A 16,121-nucleotide genomic window follows, 5' to 3' on the forward strand; every position below is an offset into this window, starting at 1 on the left:
GCGGCGAGCGTGCCGCGACTGGCAGTCGGCGCAGGCACTGCCGGGGCTGGTCACCGCCGTCCAGGCGGTCGACGACGCACCCCGTACCACCTGGACATCGAGACCGACGACGTCGAGGCGGAAACCACGCGCTTGCTCGCCCTGGGCGCCGAGCGCCCCGTTCACGGGCGTTCAGGCGTGACCGGCAGCCGTCCCCTAGCGGTGAACAGCCGCCCATGAGCACAGGTGAACGCCACCGAACGCCGCCCACCACCCCACCAACAGACTTGGAAAGCGTCTGGGTACGGAAGTTGCTCCCACGACGCACGAGGTTCGGCATGTGATCAGCTTTGGGCCGTGGAGACCATCATCGCCAGTGCCATAGCCGTCCTCGGAACGCTGCTGGGTTCGGCGATCACCCTGGCGTTCCAGCAGCGCACCACCGACAGGAGTCATCAGTTCAACCGTCGCGAGAGGCTCCGACAGGAGCGACTCGATGCCTACTCCGTCTATGCCGGCGCGTTGATCAACTACCGTCGCTGCCTCGTTCACCTCTGGTTCTGTGAGCACGAACATCCCCCGCCGGAGAGCCCGGACACCGTGCGCATCCGCGCCTACGACTTGCGCTCCAATGCTCAAGAAGCTCTCTTCCTGATGCAGATGCTCACGGACGACGAGACGCTGAGCCAGGCTGCGGAGGACGTGCTTGCGGACATCACGAGACTGGCCAAGGCTGACGACAGGGCCGAACTCGACGATCTCAGAGTGCGGACCCGTGACGACATCAGCCGACTTGTCAGCGCAGGCAAGAGGCATCTCTGAGACGCCTGCAATAGACGCCACGAGAGCATGAAGACCCCGGTGCCATCGGCACCGGGGTTCGTGATCGATTTCCTACCAGACCCTCCAAGAGCTGACCAGGCACGGGTGTGGTCCGGGTTGCTCTCGCATTCGTCGGACACCGGCAGACGCCCGCCGCGACTCTCCGCGATCCGGAGCGCGTCTCGCAGCGCCTCGATCAGGCGGTTGGAGAGGTAGCGGAGCTCTCCGGCTCCCGCTTTTCGGTCGCGGAGCAGTAAGCGGGCGTGGCCGATGAGTTCGGCGCCCATTCGGAGCTGGACCGCTTCCATCTCGTCAGCCAGGCGCGACATATACCCCGCGCCGTCCGCGTCCGACACCAGGTAGCACGGCTGCCCGGCTGGGCCGGACCATGGCAGCAATCGCGGTTGCGCAGTCACCTGACCACCACCATCCCGTGTGGAGCGCACAGCAGCTCCACACGAGGGACCGACTCCCGATGTGCCTGATGTACGCACGGAAGCCGCAGCGTCGGGGCGTCCGCACAGGTCACCGAAGCGCTTACGCCGGGCGCCGGCAGTCGCAGCAGCCACCGCACGAATCGGGGGATACGGTTTGGCACGTTGACGCTCCTTCGCAGCGTTGACCACGCCCCCGGGCCGCTCGCATCGGTCGCGGGGGTCTCTCCCCACAGCCCGACTGGGCAGCATGGGACGGGAACGGATTGCAGATCATGGCGGGCCGATGCTGGACCGAGCTGCGCCGCCCCATCCGCGCAGTTCCCGTACTGGAGGGCTTTCTCTCCCGCTACGACGACACCCACGCCCGCGACAAGAGCCTCTACCTGTCCTGGCTCGCCGACTCCTACCTCACCGCCGGAGAGATCGAGCAGGCCACAGCCTCCGTCAGCCGCGCCCTCGAACTCTCCGCCGGAGTGGCGTCCGTCCGGCCACGCCAGCGCCTTGCCCCGATCCTCCACCGGCTCAACGCCCACAAGGCGCTTCCGGCCGTGGCCGACGTCCTGACGAGGGCCAGGACGTGAGAGGTCAGTTCCCGGACTCCGGCTCAGTGGTCCGCTCCACCCACCGCAGATAGGCATCCGAGCCCGCGACGATCGGCACCGCCGACACCTCGGGGTTCTTCCACGGATGATGCTCCAAGAGGTGCTCTTCGAGCTCGGCATAGCGGTCGGCACGGGTCTTGAACAGCAGCTGCCACTCCTCCCCCGTCCCGAACTCCCCCTGATGCCAGAAGACGGAGACCACCGGCCCGACGATCTGTGCCCCGGCCGCGAGCCGAGCCGTCACCACCGACCCCGCAAGCTTCTCGGCTTCCTCACGGCTTTCCGTCGCCGTCGCCACCTGAAGGAAATCAGTCATGCCCGCGAGCGTGGCCCTGAAGCCGACGCGTCAGCCCTGGGCGAGGGTCTTGAGGCGGCCCACGGCGTCCGTAAGGACCTCTTCGCGCTTGCAGAAGGCGAACCGGACGAAGGGGGAGCCCTGGTCCTGGTGGTCGTAGAAGACCGCGTTCGGGACCGCGACCACACCGCAGCGCTCGGGGAGGGAGCGGCAGAAGGCGAAGCCGTCGGTCTCGCCGAGGGGGCGGATGTCGGTGGTGATGAAGTACGTGCCCGAGGGGCGGAAGACATGGAAGCCCGCGTCGGTCAGGCCGTCGGCCAGCAGATCGCGCTTGGCGCGCAGATCGTCCCGGATGCCATGGAAATAGGCGTCCGGGAGGGCCAGCGCCTCGGCCACCGCGTACTGGAAGGGGCCCGCCGAGACATAGGTGAGGTACTGCTTGGCCGAGCGCACCGCCGTGACCAGCTCGGGAGCGCCGGTCACCCAGCCGACCTTCCAGCCCGTGAACGAAAACGTCTTTCCGCTGCTGCTGATGGTGACGGTGCGCTCGCGCATCCCGGGGAAGGAGACGAGCGGGGTGTGCTCGGCGCCGAAGACGAGGTGCTCGTAGACCTCGTCGGTGACCACCAGGAGATCGCGCTCGACGGCGAGCTCGGCGACCGCGGCCAGCTCATCGTGGGTGAGCACGGTGCCGGTGGGGTTGTGCGGAGTGTTGAGCAGGATGAGCCGGGTGCGGTCGGTGACGGCGGCGCGCAGCTCGTCCAGGTCCAGCCGGAAGGCGTCACCGTCCGGGCGCAGGGTGACGGGCACGCGGACGCCGCCCGCCATGGCGACACAGGCGGCGTACGAGTCGTAGTACGGCTCCAGCGCGATCACCTCGTCGCCCGGCTCCACCAGCGCCAGCAGCGACGCCGCGATGGCCTCGGTGGCGCCCGCGGTGATCAGCACCTCGGTGTCGGGGTCGAAGGCCAGGCCGTACCAGCGCCGCTGGTGCTCGGTGACGGCGGTGCGCAGCTCCGGCACGCCGGGGCCGGGCGGATACTGATTCCCCCGGCCGTCCCGCAGCGCGCGGACGGCGGCCTCGCGCACCTCCTCGGGGCCGTCGGTGTCCGGAAAGCCCTGCCCGAGGTTGATGGCGCCGGTGCGCACGGCGAGGGCGGACATCTCTGCGAAGATCGTGGTGCCGAAGGCGGCCAGTCGGCGGTTGAGCGGCGGTCGTCCCATGGCGCCCATACTCCGCCGAACCATTGGCCTCCATCAACTCTCCCCCTGCCCGGCGCGGGGCGCGCCCGCCGGTCTGGGGGCTGTGTCGCCCTCGTAACGGGCGACGTCAGGCCCAGACGTTGGCCTGTGCCCGAAATACCTCGGGGTCGCTTTCCACGGGCAGCACGCACACCAGGTGGCCACCAGGAACCCGTAGCACTCGGCACTCCTGCCACCGCGAAATCTGCTCGGCACCCAGGGCGAGCAGGCGCGTGGTTTCCGCCTCGACGTCGTCGGACTCGATGTCCAGGTGGATACGGGGTGCGTCGTCGACCGCCTGGACGGCGGTGACCAGCCCCGGCAGTGCCTCATGATCCGTGGTGAACTGCGGCTCCGGCGCGAACGGCCGAGCGGTGACGCCAAGAGCCGCCGCCCAGAAGGCGGCCGCGCGGGCGGCCTCGGCTTCCGGCGCGTCGATCAGAACGGCGTACACACGGCTCCGATGTATGTACGGCAACTACCCCTTGCGCCAGCTGTCAGTCGCGGCACGCTCGCCGCGCACGCCGGTCACCGCCCCCGGTCGCCCCGCTCCCCCGGTTGGACTTCCCCCGGTCGCGGGCGTCCGCGGCCTGGCGGATGGTCGGTGTGTCCGCCGAGCCCCCTGGTCCGTCCCCTCCCCGGGGGCTCGGCGCAGGTCAGGTCCGTCGTGTGCCCGTAGTGTGCCCGTCGTGCGCCAGCACCGGAGGTCTCCGTGTCCGCCGACACCGCCGCGTCCACACGGGCCCCGGAGCCGCCCCGGCGGCAGACGGAACGGCGGCGGGCGCTGGGGCGGGTCGGGGCTTCGCTGGGGCGGGCGTGGCTCGCGCTCGCGGTGTACGCGACCGTGCGGGCCGCCGGAATCGTCTGCGTGGCGCTGGGCGCCCGGCACGCCGGGATGCATCCGCGGACGCGGCTCGGGCACTACTGGGACAGCCTCTGGTACGTGGGCATCGCCCAGCACGGCTACGGCACCAGCCGACCCTCCGCCACCCACCCCGGCCTGAGCTTCAGCGATCTCGCGTTCTTCCCGCTCTACCCGGCGCTGATCCGGGCCGTCGCCGGCATCGTCCCCGTGAGCGCGGTGACGGCCGGGCTGCTGATCGCCTGGGCCGCGGCCGGGCTGGCGGCCTGGGGGATCCACGCGGTCGGGGAGCGGCTGTACGGACGGCGGGTGGCCTTGGCGCTGGTCGCGCTGTGGGGGCTGCTGCCGCACGCGGTCGTCGAGTCCATGGGGTACACCGAGTCGCTGCTGACGGCGCTGGCGGCCTGGTCGCTGTACGCGCTGCTGACCGGGCGCTGGGTGTCGGCCGGGGCGCTCGCGCTGTGCGCGGGGGCCACCCGGCCCAACGGGCTCGCGGTCGCGGCGGCCGTGTGCGTCTGCGCGGCCGCCGAGATCCGGCGCCACCGCGGGCGGACGTCCTGGCGGGTGTGGGCGGGGGCCGCGCTGTCGCCGCTGGGCTGGCTCGGCTACGCCGCGTGGGTGGGGGTGCGGCGCGGCACCTGGCGCGGCTATCTGGACGTCCAGGACGGCTGGGGGACGTATCTCGACCTCGGTGCGAGCGGCTTCCGCTCCGCCCGCTCCCTGATCATGGGGAGCGGGTACCTGTCGCACTACATGGCGCTGATCGTCGTCGGCGCCTCGCTGATCTCCCTGGTCGGACTCGCGCTGCGGCCACCGCCGCTGCCGCTGGCCGTCTACACCCTGGCCCTGGTGTTCATCGCGCTCGCCGGCGCCAACTACTTCGCGTCCAAGCCGCGCTTCCTGCTGCCCGCCTTCCCGCTGCTGCTGCCGACGGCGCGGGCGATGGCAAGAGCCCGGCCGCGCACCGCCGTCCTGGTGGGCGGCGCGCTGGCCGGGCTCTCCTGTCTCTACGGGACGTATCTGCTGACCATGGCGACCAGCCCGGTCTGACCGGGACGCGCCCTCCCGTCCGGGACGCGGCGATTCCGGCCGGGACGCGGCCCTTCCGACCGGGATACGGCCCTGCTGACCGCGATACGGCTATACGGCTATGCGGCTCGGCCGCTCAGGCCTCGTCGTCGCCCGGCTTGTCGTCGCCGTCGGACTCGATGTCGGCCTCCAGACCGAGCTGTTCGACCAGCCAGCGGTCGAACTCGATCGAAGCCCGCACCCAGCTGACCGTGGAGGACACGAAGTGCTCAAGGCTGACGCCGGTGCCGATCAGCATCTGCGCCTCACCGATCAACCGGACCGTGCCGTCGTCATTGGTGTGGCTGTAGACCTTCGGCCACAGGGTACGGCGGTTCCAGTCGTCGATCGCCTCGAGCAGCCGCGGCTTCTCATCGATGCCGTGCGGGCGGTCGTAGAACGTGCGGACGGAGAAGACCTGCTGCTCCTCTTCCCCGCGGAACATGAAGTAGGTGCGGAACTGCTCCCACGGCGCGGCGAGGTCCCCCTCCTCGTCGACGACGTACTTCAGCTCCATCTGCTCCAGCAGCTGCTTGACCAGGTCCTGGTCTGGCAGCACGGGGCCGCTCGGACCCGTCGGTTCGGGCTCGGGCTGACCCCCGAAATTCGGAATCGAGGACGGGTCGATGCTCACCGTGGATTTCCCTTCGTATGGAATACCGCCATCCTCCCTCACACCCGCCCCCGCCGTGCAACCCCGGCCGTACATTGCCCGATCCGGCCGAAACGACAGCCGAAACGGCGGCCGAAAGGGCGGCCGAAACGACAGCCGAAACGGCGACCGCGAGGACCGGCCGGACCGGGGATGCCGAGCGGCCCCGGGCCCCTATTGCGCGGGGCCCACCAGCAGGTCGTCGCCGACCCGGTCCACCCGGACCTTGTCGCCGTCCCGGACCTCCCCGGCGAGGATCTCCTTGGCCAGCCGGTCGCCGATCGCGGTCTGGATCAGCCGGCGCAGCGGGCGCGCCCCGTACGCCGGGTCGTTGCCCTCCTCGGCGAGCCACTCCAGCGCGGCCGGGGTGACGTCGAGGGTCAGCCTGCGGTCGGCGAGGCGGCGGGCCAGCATGGCGATCTGGAGCTCGGCGATCCGGGCCAGCTCCGGGCCGCTGAGCGCGGAGAAGACCACCAGGTCGTCCAGCCGGTTGAGGAACTCCGGCTTGAAGGAGGTCCGCACGGTCTCCAGGACGCTCTGCTTCTTCTCCTCCTCGCCGAGCAGCGGATCCATCAGGTACTGGCTGCCCAGGTTGGAGGTGAGCACCAGGATGGTGTTGCGGAAGTCCACCGTCCGGCCCTGGCCGTCGGTGAGCCGCCCGTCGTCGAGGACCTGGAGCAGGATGTCGAAGACCTCGGGGTGGGCCTTCTCCACCTCGTCCAGCAGCACCACGCTGTACGGGCGGCGGCGCACCGCCTCGGTGAGCTGGCCGCCCTCCTCGTAGCCGACGTAGCCGGGCGGGGCGCCGACCAGCCGGGCCACGCTGTGCTTCTCGCCGTACTCGCTCATGTCGATGCGGACCATGGCCCGCTCGTCGTCGAAGAGGAAGTCGGCGAGCGCCTTGGCCAGCTCGGTCTTGCCGACGCCGGTGGGGCCGAGGAAGAGGAACGAACCGGTGGGCCGGTCCGGGTCGGCGATGCCCGCCCGGGTCCTGCGCACGGCGTCCGAGACGGCCCGTACGGCCTCGGTCTGGCCGATCAGGCGCTTGCCCAGCTCGTCCTCCATGCGCAGCAGCTTCTGGGTCTCGCCCTCCAGCAGGCGGCCCGCGGGGATGCCGGTCCAGGAGGCGACCACATCGGCCACGTCGTCCGGGCCGACCTCCTCCTTGACCATCGTCGGGCGGTCCCCCTGGACCTCGGCCTCGGCCTCCGACGCCTCGGCCAGCTCCCGCTCGACGGCCGGGATCTCCCCGTACAGCAGCTTGGAGGCGGTGTCGAAGTCGCCGTCGCGCTGGGCACGCTCGGCCTGGCCGCGCAGCTCGTCCAGCTTCTCCTTGAGCTCACCGACGCGGTTGAGGCCCTGCTTCTCCTTCTCCCAGCGGGCGGTGAGGCCGCGCAGTTCCTCCTCCTTGTCGGCGAGGTCGCGGCGCAGCTTCTCCAGCCGCTGCTTGCTGGCCTCGTCGGTCTCCCGGGCGAGGGCCATCTCCTCCATCCGCATCCGGTCCACCGACCGCTGGAGCTCGTCGATCTCCACGGGCGAGGAGTCGATCTCCATCCGGAGCCGGGAGGCCGCCTCGTCCACCAGGTCGATGGCCTTGTCGGGCAGGAAGCGGGAGGTGATGTACCGGTCGGAGAGGGCGGCGGCGGCCACCAGCGCGCCATCGGCGATCTGCACCTTGTGGTGGGCCTCGTAGCGGCCCTTGAGCCCGCGCAGGATGGCGACGGTGTCCTCGACGGTCGGCTCGGCCACCAGCACCTGCTGGAAGCGGCGCTCGAGCGCCGCGTCCTTCTCGATCCGCTCGCGGTACTCGTCGAGCGTGGTGGCGCCGACCATGCGCAGCTCACCGCGGGCCAGCATCGGCTTGAGCATGTTGCCCGCGTCCATCGCGGAGTCGCCGCCGGCGCCCGCGCCGACCACGGTGTGGAGCTCGTCGATGAAGGTGATGATCTGGCCGTCGCTGGACTTGATCTCGGCCAGGACGGTCTTCAGCCGCTCCTCGAACTCACCGCGGTACTTCGCTCCCGCGACCATCGCGCCGAGATCGAGGGCGACCAGGCGCTTGTCGCGCAGGCTCTCGGGCACATCGCCCTTGACGATCCGCTGGGCGAGCCCCTCGACGACGGCCGTCTTGCCGACGCCCGGGTCGCCGATCAGCACCGGGTTGTTCTTGGTGCGCCGGGAGAGCACCTGCACCACCCGGCGGATCTCCTGGTCCCGGCCGATGACCGGGTCCAGCTTGCCCTCGCGCGCGGCCGCGGTGAAGTCCGTGCCGAACTTCTCCAGGGCCTTGTACGTGCCCTCCGGATCGGGCGTCGTCACCCGCTGTCCACCCCTGACCTTCTCGAACGCGGCGAGCAGCTTCTTGGCGCCCGCCCCCTGCTGGTCGAGCAGCTCCCCGGCCTGGCCGCCCTTGGCGGCGATGCCGATGAGGAGGTGCTCGGTGGAGACGTAGTCGTCCCCGAGTTCCCTGGCCCGCTGGGTGGCGTCCGCGATGACGGCCAGCAGGTCGCGGCTGGCCTGCGGCGGGGCCACGGTGGAGCCCTGGACGCTGGGCAGCGCGGCGAGCAGCCGCTCGGCGCCGTCGCGCACCAGGGCCGCGTCGGCCTCGACGGCGGCCAGCAGATCCATCACGTTCTCGTTGTCCTGGCCCTGCAGCAGGGCGAGCAGAAGATGCGCGGGCGTCATGTCCGCATGCCCGGAGGACACCGCCCGGTCATTGGCGGCGCTCAGCGCCGCCCGGCTCTTGTTGGTCAGCTCGGCATCCACGTCCCTGTGCTCCTCCTCGCTCCGGTCTTCCCATCCCTGCCCTACCCAACCTCCGTAAAGTTGAGTCTATTCCACTCAACCTCGCGAACGCCACTCCTCTGGCCTTAGGTTCTGGACCATGCCTTAGGTTCTGGACCATGTCCGTCGATCCCCGCAACCCCGATCCCGAGTACCTCGCTTTCTGGCGCGAACGCCATGTGTGCACCCTGACCACCCCACGCCCGGACGGCACCCCGCATGTGGTCCCGGTCGGCGTCACCTACGACCCCGAGGCCGGGCTCGCCCGCGTCATCGCGAACCGTCACAGCCGTAAGGTCGCCCATGTCCGGGCGGCGGGCGAAGGCGGTGCGCGAGTCGCGGTCTGCCAACTGGCGGGCAGGCGGTGGGCCACGCTGGAGGGGCTCGCGGTGGTACGGGAGGAGCCCGAGCTGATCGCCGACGCCGAACGCCGCTACGCCGAGCGCTACCAGCGCACCCCCCGCCCCAACCCGGACCGCGTCGTCATCGAGATCGCCCTCACCCGGGCCATGGGCCGGGGCTGAGGCCCGTCACTCCTGCTGGCTTGAAGCCCTGGCCCGAGGCCCGTCACTCCCCTCGGCCCGGGGCCCGTCACTCCCCTCGGCCCGGGGCCCGTCACTCCTCGTCCTCCTCCCGATGTCCCGCCCCCGCCCAGGGGTGGCGCAGCCGGATCCAGACGTCGCGGGCGCGCCGCCCGGCCTCCGTGCGGCTCTCGGCCACCGCCGTACGCGCCTCCTCCTCGGTCTCCACCATGGGCCCCGAACCGCGCAGCGGCTTCCCCGCCGTCTCGTGCAGGAACACCGTGGCGATCAGCCCGATGACGCCCGCCACCATCAGGTAGAAGGCGGGCACCAGCGTGTTGTGCGTGGTGGCCACCAGCCACGAGGCGAGCAGCGGCGTGGTCCCGCCGAACAGCGACACCGAGAGGTTGTACGAGATCGACAGCGCCCCGTAGCGCAGCCGGGTCGGGAACAGCGCCGGGAGCGTCGCGGCGCTCGTCCCCGCGAAGGTGACCAGCATCGCGCCCAGGATCAGACAGCCGATCGCGGGCAGCAGGACGCCGCCCTCCCGGATCAGCAGCACCGCCGGAACGGCAAGTACGATCATGCCCACGCTGCCGAACAGGAACAGCGGCCGCCGCCCCCAGCGGTCGGATGTGCGCCCGACCACCGTGATCGCCAGCACCACGAACAGCATGGTGCCCAGCACCAGCACCTGGGCCTTGGTGGCGTCATCGCCGAGCGTGGAGGTCATGAACGTCGGCAGGTACGACGTCACCATGTAGTTGGTGACGTTGTACATCAGCACCAGCCCCATGCAGATCAGCACCGCCTGCCAGTGCCGGGTGAAGATCTCCTTCAGCCGACCCCGCCCGGACTGCCGTGCCGCCTCGATCGGCAGGGTGTCACCCTGCGCCTGGGCCGCCTCCGCCGCCTCGGCCGCCCGCTCGGCCTCCTGCTGGAACGCCGGGGTCTCCTCGAGGCGCAGCCGCATGTACAGGCCGATCAGCCCCAGCGGCCCCGCCACCAGGAACGGCACCCGCCAGCCCCAGTCCACCATCCCGGTCTCACCGATGGCCGCGGTGAGCACGGTGACCAGACCCGAGCCCAGCGAATAGCCGATGAAGGTGCCGAAGTCGAGCCAGCTGCCGAGGAAGCCACGGCGCTGATCGGGCGCGAACTCGGCGATGTACGTGGTCGCCCCCGCGTACTCACCGCCGGTCGAGAAGCCCTGCACCACCCGGCAGGCCAGCAGCAGCAGCGGGGCGGCGAAGCCGATCGCGTCGTAGCCGGGCAGCAGGCCCACCGCGAAGGTGCCGGTCGCCATCATGATCATGGTGGTGGACAGCACCAGCCGCCGCCCGATCCGGTCGCCCAGCGGCCCGAACACCAGCCCGCCCAGCGGCCGCACCAGGAACGCCACGGCGAAGGTGGCGAACGTGGAGACCACCTGGGTGGCGGGGTCGTCGGCGGGGAAGAAGACACGGCCGAGGGTGACGGCGACATACGCGTAGACGCCGAAGTCGAACCACTCCATGGTGTTGCCGATCGCGGTCGCCGCGACGGCGCGCCGCATCCCCGGTTTGTCGACGACGGTGACGTCCTCGATCGCCAGCGGCTCCTTGCGGCGGCGCAGCAGCGTCCGGAGCAGCTGGTCGGTACGGGCACTGCCGTGCGGCCATCCTCCGCGGCGGCGGCCGCGCGGTGGTCTCCGACCGGTAGTCATCTCGTCCCCTGCCGCCGGCTGAACCGCTACCCGACGCCGCTCCCGCCCGCGGGCTCACGCCCCGGCATCGCTGGACTTCGCGTAGGTCTCCGCCATCTGGCCGCCGACGTCGTACACCACGACCTGCTCATCGCCGATCACCCAGGCGTCATGGCCGGGCGGCACCACGTACACGTCCCCGGGCCCCACCTCGGCCTCCGCGCCATCGGCCCAACGCAGCCGCATCCGGCCCTGGACCACGATCCCCCTGTGGTGGACCTCGCACAGGTCGGTGCCCACGATCGGCCGTACCGACTCCCGCCAGCGCCATCCGGGCTCGAAGGTGCCCACGGCGAAATCCAGCCCGGTCAGATGCAGGGCCTCGATATGGCCTCCGGGAAAGTCACGCCGTTCGTCCGGCTTCTCGATCGTCTTGACTTCCACCATTGGGATACCTCCTCCCGTATCTCCATGGTGCGCCCGGGCCGCGCCATCGGCGCGCCCGGCCGAGGGGCCCCGGGCAGTCAGCGGGCCTGTCCCGGGCATGCGAAAGGCCCGGTGGCCGTGGGTACGGTCACCGGGCCCGCGATCAAGCCGCGCACAACCCACACACGAACCACGCGCAAGCCACGCGCAAGCCGTGCGCCGGGCGCTACTCCGGGCGCTTGGGGCGCCAGACCACCAGGGCGCTGCTCTGCTGGACGTCCTGGTAGCGGACCAGGTCGCGGCGGTAGGAGGCGTGGACCTGGGCCTCGCGCTGCTGCATGGCCGTCGCGGCGCCCTCGACCGCGGCCTGGAGCTCGGCGACCCGGGACTGGAGGGCCGCGACCTGGTGCTCCAGTTCGATGATGCGCTTGATCCCGGCGAGGTTGATGCCCTCGTCCTGGGACAGCTGCTGGACCTGGCGGAGCAGCTGGATGTCGCGCGCGGAGTACCGCCGGCCGCGGCCGGCGGTACGGTCCGGGGAGACCAGGCCGAGGCGGTCGTACTGACGCAGGGTCTGCGGGTGCAGCCCGGAGAGCTGGGCGGCCACCGAGATGACGTAGACCGGCGAATCCTCGGTCAGCTCATAGGGGTTGCGGGGTCGGCCAGCGGCCCTGCCTCCGATTCCTCCTCGGCCGTCCATCTCAAGCTCCCTTCGCGGCCTTGAACAGCTCCGCCCGTGGGTCCTCTCCCACGGTCGCCTCGCGATACGACTCCAGCGCGTCACGCGCCGGGTCGCTCAGGTCCTTCGGCACCGTGACCTCCACGGTGACCAGCAGGTCTCCGCGGGTGCCGTCCTTGCGCACCGCGCCCTTGCCCCGGGCGCGCATGGTCCGCCCGTTGGGCGTGCCGGGCGGCAGCTTCAGGGTGACCGGCGGGCCGCCCAGAGTGGGGACCTTGATCTCGCCGCCGAGCGCCGCCTCGGGAAGGGTGACGGGCACGGTGACGGTCAGGTTGTCGTCCTTGCGGCCGAAGACCGGATGCGGGTCCACATGCACGACCACGTACAGATCGCCGGCCGGGCCGCCGGTCTCGCCCGGAGCGCCCTTGCCGCGCAGCCGGATCCGCTGGCCGTCGCTGACCCCCGCGGGGATCCGGACCTGCATGGTGCGGGCGGAACGGGCCCGTCCGCTGCCCTTGCAGGTCTCGCACGGGTTCTGCGCGATCAGCCCGCGGCCGCGGCACTCCACGCACGGGTCGGTGAGCGAGAAGCCGCCCCCGCCGCCCCGGCTGACCTGGCCGGTGCCGACGCAGGTCGGGCAGACGCGCGGGGTGCCGTCCCGGTCGCCGGTGCCCGAGCACGCCTTGCACGGGGCCTGGCTGGACATCCGCAGCGGGACCGTGGCCCCCTCGACGGCCTCGGTGAAGCTGAGCGTCACCTCGGACTCGATGTCCTGGCCCCGGCGCGGCTGGGCGCGGGTGGTGCCGCCGCGGCCGAACAGCCCGCCGAAGACATCCCCGAGCCCGCCGCCGAAGCCGCTGGCGCCACCACCGCCGCCGCCCTGCGCGCCGCCGCCGAAGAGGTCGCCCAGGTCGAAGTTGAAGCTGCCGGTGGAGCCCGGTCCGCCCGGCCCGGGGCGGAAGCCCCCGTTGCCGAACAGCGCGCGGGCCTCGTCGTACTCCTTGCGCCGCTTGGGGTCCCCGAGGATGTCGTTGGCCTCGGAGATCTCCTTGAACCGGTCCTCCGCCTTGGCGTCGCCCTTGTTGGCGTCCGGGTGGTACTCGCGGGCGAGCTTCCGGTACGCCTTCTTGATCTCCGCCTCGGTGGCGTCCTTGGGGACGCCGAGGACTTTGTAGTAGTCCTTCTCCACGAAGTCCTTGGTGCTCATCCCCGACGTCCCTCCTTTCCTGCTGCTCTCGCGGTCACCGTCACGTCAGCCCTCTTCCGGGCCACCGCTCTCCTCGTCCGGCGCCGCGGTCTCGCCCTCCTTGCCGGAGGCTCCCGGCTGCGGCTCGGCGACGGCGACCCGCGCCGGGCGGATCGTGCGCTCGCCGATTCGATACCCCGGCTGCAGAATCTGCACGCACGTGGTCTCGGTGACATCCGGCGCGTACGAGTGCATCAGGGCCTCGTGGATCAGCGGGTCGAAGGGCTCGCCCTCCTTGCCGAACTGCTGGAGGCCCAGCTTGGCCACCACCGCCTCCACGGAGTCGCCCACCGACTTGAAGCCGCCGACGAGCTCGCCGTGGTCACGGGCGCGGCCGATGTCGTCGAGCACGGGCAGCAGCTCGGACAGGAGGCTCGCCACGGCGATCTCCTTGACCGTCACCCGGTCCCGCTCGACCCGGCGCCGATAGTTCTGGTACTCCGCCTGGAGCCGCTGGAGGTCGGTCGTCCGCTCGTTGAGAGCGGTACGGACCTGGTCCAGCTGTGCCTGAAGGGCTACCTGCTCGAGGTCCCCGGCCGGGGCCGCCGGGCCCGCCTTGTCGGCGGACCCGGCGCCCTTCGCCGCGTCGTCGGGGGTCTGCGCGGCCTCGGAGGGGACGTCGGGCTGCTCCTCGAAGCCCGGGGTCTCCTCCGTCACGCGGCACCACCCTGACCCTTGTCGGCCTTGTCGTCGTCGACGATCTCGGCGTCCACCACATCGTCATCGGCCTTGGCCTGGCCGCCCTCGGCACCCGCCGCACCGGCGGCACCGGCGTCGGCCGCGCCCGCCTCGGTGTTGGCGTACATGGCCTGGCCCAGCTTCTGGCTGACCGCGGCGACCTTCTCGGTCGCGGTGCGGATCTCGGCGGTGTCCTCGCCCTTGAGCTTCTCCTTCAGCTCGGTGAGGGCCTCCTCGACCTCGGTCTTGACCTCGCCCGGGACCTTGTCCTCGTTGTCCTTGAGGAACTTGTCCGTCTGGTAGACCAGCTGCTCGGCCTGGTTGCGGCTCTCGGCGGCCTCGCGGCGCTTGTGGTCCTCCTCCGCGTACTGCTCGGCCTCGCGCATCATGCGGTCGATGTCGTCCTTCGGCAGCGCGGAGCCGCCGGTGACGGTCATCTTCTGCTCCTTGCCGGTGCCGAGGTCCTTCGCGCCGACGTGCATGATGCCGTTGGCGTCGATGTCGAAGGTGACCTCGATCTGCGGCACGCCGCGCGGGGCCGGGGGCAGCCCGGTCAGCTCGAACATCCCGAGCTTCTTGTTGTACGCCGCGATCTCGCGCTCGCCCTGGTAGACCTGGATCTGCACGGAAGGCTGGTTGTCCTCGGCCGTGGTGAAGATCTCCGAGCGCTTGGTCGGAATGGTCGTGTTGCGCTCGATCAGCTTGGTCATGATGCCGCCCTTGGTCTCGATGCCGAGGGACAGCGGGGTGACGTCCAGCAGCAGGACGTCCTTGACCTCGCCCTTGAGGACACCGGCCTGGAGGGAGGCGCCGATGGCGACGACCTCGTCCGGGTTGACGCCCTTGTTGGCCTCCTTGCCGCCGGTCAGCTCCTTGACGAGCTCGGCGACGGCGGGCATACGGGTCGAGCCGCCGACCAGGACCACGTGGTCGATCTCGGACAGCGAGATGCCCGCGTCCTTGATGACGTTGTGGAACGGGGTCTTGCAGCGCTCCAGCAGGTCGGAGGTGAGCTGCTGGAACTGGGCGCGGGTGAGCTTCTCGTCCAGGTGCAGCGGGCCCTCGGCGGACGCCGTGATGTAGGGCAGGTTGATGGTGGTCTCGGACGAGCTGGAGAGCTCGATCTTCGCCTTCTCAGCGGCCTCGCGGAGGCGCTGCAGAGCCATCTTGTCCTTGGACAGGTCGACGCCGTGGCCGTTGTTGAACTGCTTGACCAGGTAGTCGACGACGCGCTGGTCCCAGTCGTCACCACCGAGGTGGTTGTCACCGTTGGTGGCCTTGACCTCCACCACGCCGTCGCCGATCTCCAGCAGCGAGACGTCGAAGGTGCCGCCACCGAGGTCGAAGACCAGAATGGTCTGGTCGTCCTTCTCCAGCCCGTAGGCGAGCGCGGCGGCGGTAGGCTCGTTGACGATACGCAGGACGTTGAGGCCCGCGATCTCACCGGCTTCCTTGGTCGCCTGGCGCTCGGCGTCGTTGAAGTACGCCGGGACGGTGATGACCGCGTCCGTGACCTTCTCGCCGAGGTAGGACTCCGCATCCCGCTTGAGCTTCTGCAGGATGAAGGCGCTCATCTGCTGCGGGTTGAAGTCCTTGCCGTCAAGGTTGATCTTCCAGTCCGTGCCCATGTGGCGCTTGACCGAGCGGACGGTGCGATCCACGTTGGTCACCGCCTGGCGCTTGGCGACCTCGCCGACCAGCACCTCGCCGTTCTTCGCGAACGCCACAACGGACGGCGTGGTCCTGGCGCCCTCGGCGTTGGTGATGACGGTGGGCTCACCGCCTTCGAGAACACTGACGACGGAGTTCGTCGTACCCAGGTCGATGCCGACCGCACGTGCCATTTCGGGATCCTCCAGCTACAGCATTGAGTGGAACAGGCTCAAGCGTGCATCACCCGATCTGCCGCTGTCAACAGACCTGAGTCGACAGGGCTCAAGTTTTATATGAGGCTTACGCCCAAGCAGGCACGGAAGCGAGGGAGGAGGGACCAAATGAGGGAGAGGTGGGGCCAGGTGAGCGACGCAGATCACCGGCTCGTCGACTACATGGGTGCCCGTCCGGGCGGGTAATCTCGGTCAAGCCACATTAAGTTACTGCTTAGTAATCGAGTACTGCTTAGTAATCCAGCTCTCGCAGGTTCG

Annotated in this window: 16 protein-coding genes; 5 read left to right on the top strand and 11 right to left on the bottom strand. The window is 70.5% G+C overall.

Going from position 1 to position 16,121, the window contains the following annotated elements; translation table 11 throughout:
• Positions 1–9 precede the first annotated feature (9 nt).
• From LIV37_RS52640 to LIV37_RS24215, 3 genes are all read left to right on the top strand, one after another.
• Positions 10–219 carry a VOC family protein gene (locus LIV37_RS52640; RefSeq protein ID WP_158634890.1) on the top strand — a complete coding sequence of 70 codons (210 nt, stop codon included), beginning with the start codon at positions 10–12 and terminating at the stop codon, positions 217–219.
• 117 nt (positions 220–336) lie between these two features.
• A complete protein-coding gene (locus tag LIV37_RS24205) occupies positions 337–801 on the top strand; it encodes a hypothetical protein (RefSeq protein WP_020869719.1) in 465 nt (154 codons plus the stop codon).
• 709 nt (positions 802–1,510) lie between these two features.
• Positions 1,511–1,819 carry an NsdA family TPR-like regulatory protein gene (locus tag LIV37_RS24215; protein WP_020869721.1) on the top strand — a complete coding sequence of 103 codons (309 nt, stop codon included), beginning with the start codon at positions 1,511–1,513 and terminating at the stop codon, positions 1,817–1,819.
• A 4-nt stretch (positions 1,820–1,823) separates the two neighbouring features.
• Here LIV37_RS24215 and cutA read toward each other — a convergent pair whose 3' ends face one another.
• The 3 genes from cutA to LIV37_RS24230 form a co-directional block, all read right to left on the bottom strand.
• Positions 1,824–2,156 carry a divalent-cation tolerance protein CutA gene (gene cutA / locus LIV37_RS24220; RefSeq protein WP_121824569.1) on the bottom strand — a complete coding sequence of 111 codons (333 nt, stop codon included), beginning with the start codon at positions 2,154–2,156 and terminating at the stop codon, positions 1,824–1,826.
• A gap of 30 nt (positions 2,157–2,186) precedes the next feature.
• Complete coding sequence (locus LIV37_RS24225; protein ID WP_020869723.1) at positions 2,187–3,368, bottom strand: pyridoxal phosphate-dependent aminotransferase; 1,182 nt, start codon at positions 3,366–3,368, stop codon at positions 2,187–2,189.
• A gap of 97 nt (positions 3,369–3,465) precedes the next feature.
• Positions 3,466–3,831, bottom strand: a complete 366-nt coding sequence (locus LIV37_RS24230) for a VOC family protein (protein ID WP_020869724.1) — start codon at positions 3,829–3,831, stop codon at positions 3,466–3,468.
• Positions 3,832–4,089: 258 nt separating this feature from the next.
• On the opposite strand from LIV37_RS24230, the gene LIV37_RS24235 reads away from it, so the two are divergent.
• Positions 4,090–5,289: a membrane protein gene (locus LIV37_RS24235; protein WP_020869725.1), complete on the top strand. Its 1,200-nt coding sequence runs from the start codon at positions 4,090–4,092 to the stop codon at positions 5,287–5,289.
• Positions 5,290–5,404: 115 nt separating this feature from the next.
• On the opposite strand, the gene LIV37_RS24240 is transcribed toward LIV37_RS24235, so the two are convergent.
• Together LIV37_RS24240 and clpB are read right to left on the bottom strand one after the other, a co-directional pair.
• Positions 5,405–5,941 (bottom strand): YbjN domain-containing protein, encoded by a 537-nt coding sequence (locus LIV37_RS24240; protein ID WP_020869726.1) that lies wholly within the window; start codon positions 5,939–5,941, stop codon positions 5,405–5,407.
• 192 nt (positions 5,942–6,133) lie between these two features.
• On the bottom strand, positions 6,134–8,725 hold the full coding sequence (clpB, locus tag LIV37_RS24245) for an ATP-dependent chaperone ClpB (RefSeq protein WP_020869727.1): 2,592 nt from the start codon (positions 8,723–8,725) through the stop codon (positions 6,134–6,136).
• Positions 8,726–8,862: 137 nt separating this feature from the next.
• Here clpB and LIV37_RS24250 point away from each other — a divergent pair, with 137 nt between their 5' ends.
• Positions 8,863–9,267 (top strand): pyridoxamine 5'-phosphate oxidase family protein, encoded by a 405-nt coding sequence (locus LIV37_RS24250; protein ID WP_020869728.1) that lies wholly within the window; start codon positions 8,863–8,865, stop codon positions 9,265–9,267.
• Positions 9,268–9,358: 91 nt separating this feature from the next.
• Here the strand turns inward: LIV37_RS24250 and proP are convergent, their stop codons facing one another.
• From proP to dnaK, 6 genes are all read right to left on the bottom strand, one after another.
• Positions 9,359–10,894 (bottom strand): glycine betaine/L-proline transporter ProP, encoded by a 1,536-nt coding sequence (gene proP / locus LIV37_RS24255; protein WP_202979631.1) that lies wholly within the window; start codon positions 10,892–10,894, stop codon positions 9,359–9,361.
• Positions 10,895–11,023: 129 nt separating this feature from the next.
• Complete coding sequence (locus LIV37_RS24260; RefSeq protein WP_020869730.1) at positions 11,024–11,395, bottom strand: cupin domain-containing protein; 372 nt, start codon at positions 11,393–11,395, stop codon at positions 11,024–11,026.
• Positions 11,396–11,600: 205 nt separating this feature from the next.
• Positions 11,601–12,074 (bottom strand): heat shock protein transcriptional repressor HspR, encoded by a 474-nt coding sequence (locus LIV37_RS24265; protein WP_020869731.1) that lies wholly within the window; start codon positions 12,072–12,074, stop codon positions 11,601–11,603.
• A gap of 1 nt (position 12,075) precedes the next feature.
• The gene (gene dnaJ, locus LIV37_RS24270; RefSeq protein WP_020869732.1) at positions 12,076–13,260 is read right to left on the bottom strand and encodes a molecular chaperone DnaJ; all 1,185 of its coding nucleotides are present in this window, start codon (positions 13,258–13,260) and stop codon (positions 12,076–12,078) included.
• Positions 13,261–13,305: 45 nt separating this feature from the next.
• Positions 13,306–13,956 carry a nucleotide exchange factor GrpE gene (gene grpE, locus LIV37_RS24275; RefSeq protein WP_020869733.1) on the bottom strand — a complete coding sequence of 217 codons (651 nt, stop codon included), beginning with the start codon at positions 13,954–13,956 and terminating at the stop codon, positions 13,306–13,308.
• Positions 13,953–15,821 (bottom strand): molecular chaperone DnaK, encoded by a 1,869-nt coding sequence (gene dnaK, locus LIV37_RS24280; protein WP_020869734.1) that lies wholly within the window; start codon positions 15,819–15,821, stop codon positions 13,953–13,955. Before dnaK ends, grpE begins: the two co-directional genes overlap by 4 nt.
• Between the last annotated feature and the right edge of the window lie 300 nt (positions 15,822–16,121).

The sequence above is a fragment of the Streptomyces rapamycinicus NRRL 5491 genome (genome assembly GCF_024298965.1).
GTDB classification, from domain to species: domain Bacteria; phylum Actinomycetota; class Actinomycetes; order Streptomycetales; family Streptomycetaceae; genus Streptomyces; species Streptomyces rapamycinicus.

Bases quoted from the DNA above. Each gene is read 5' to 3' on its own strand.
- LIV37_RS24265 (WP_020869731.1), bottom strand. From the start codon at position 12,074: ATGGACGGCCGAGGAGGAATCGGAGGCAGGGCCGCTGGCCGACCCCGC.
- dnaJ (WP_020869732.1), bottom strand. From the start codon at position 13,260: ATGAGCACCAAGGACTTCGTGGAGAAGGACTACTACAAAGTCCTCGGC.
- LIV37_RS24215 (WP_020869721.1), top strand. From the start codon at position 1,511: ATGGCGGGCCGATGCTGGACCGAGCTGCGCCGCCCCATCCGCGCAGTT.
- LIV37_RS24260 (WP_020869730.1), bottom strand. From the start codon at position 11,395: ATGGTGGAAGTCAAGACGATCGAGAAGCCGGACGAACGGCGTGACTTT.
- dnaK (WP_020869734.1), bottom strand. From the start codon at position 15,821: ATGGCACGTGCGGTCGGCATCGACCTGGGTACGACGAACTCCGTCGTC.
- LIV37_RS24250 (WP_020869728.1), top strand. From the start codon at position 8,863: ATGTCCGTCGATCCCCGCAACCCCGATCCCGAGTACCTCGCTTTCTGG.
- cutA (WP_121824569.1), bottom strand. From the start codon at position 2,156: ATGACTGATTTCCTTCAGGTGGCGACGGCGACGGAAAGCCGTGAGGAA.
- LIV37_RS24225 (WP_020869723.1), bottom strand. From the start codon at position 3,368: ATGGGCGCCATGGGACGACCGCCGCTCAACCGCCGACTGGCCGCCTTC.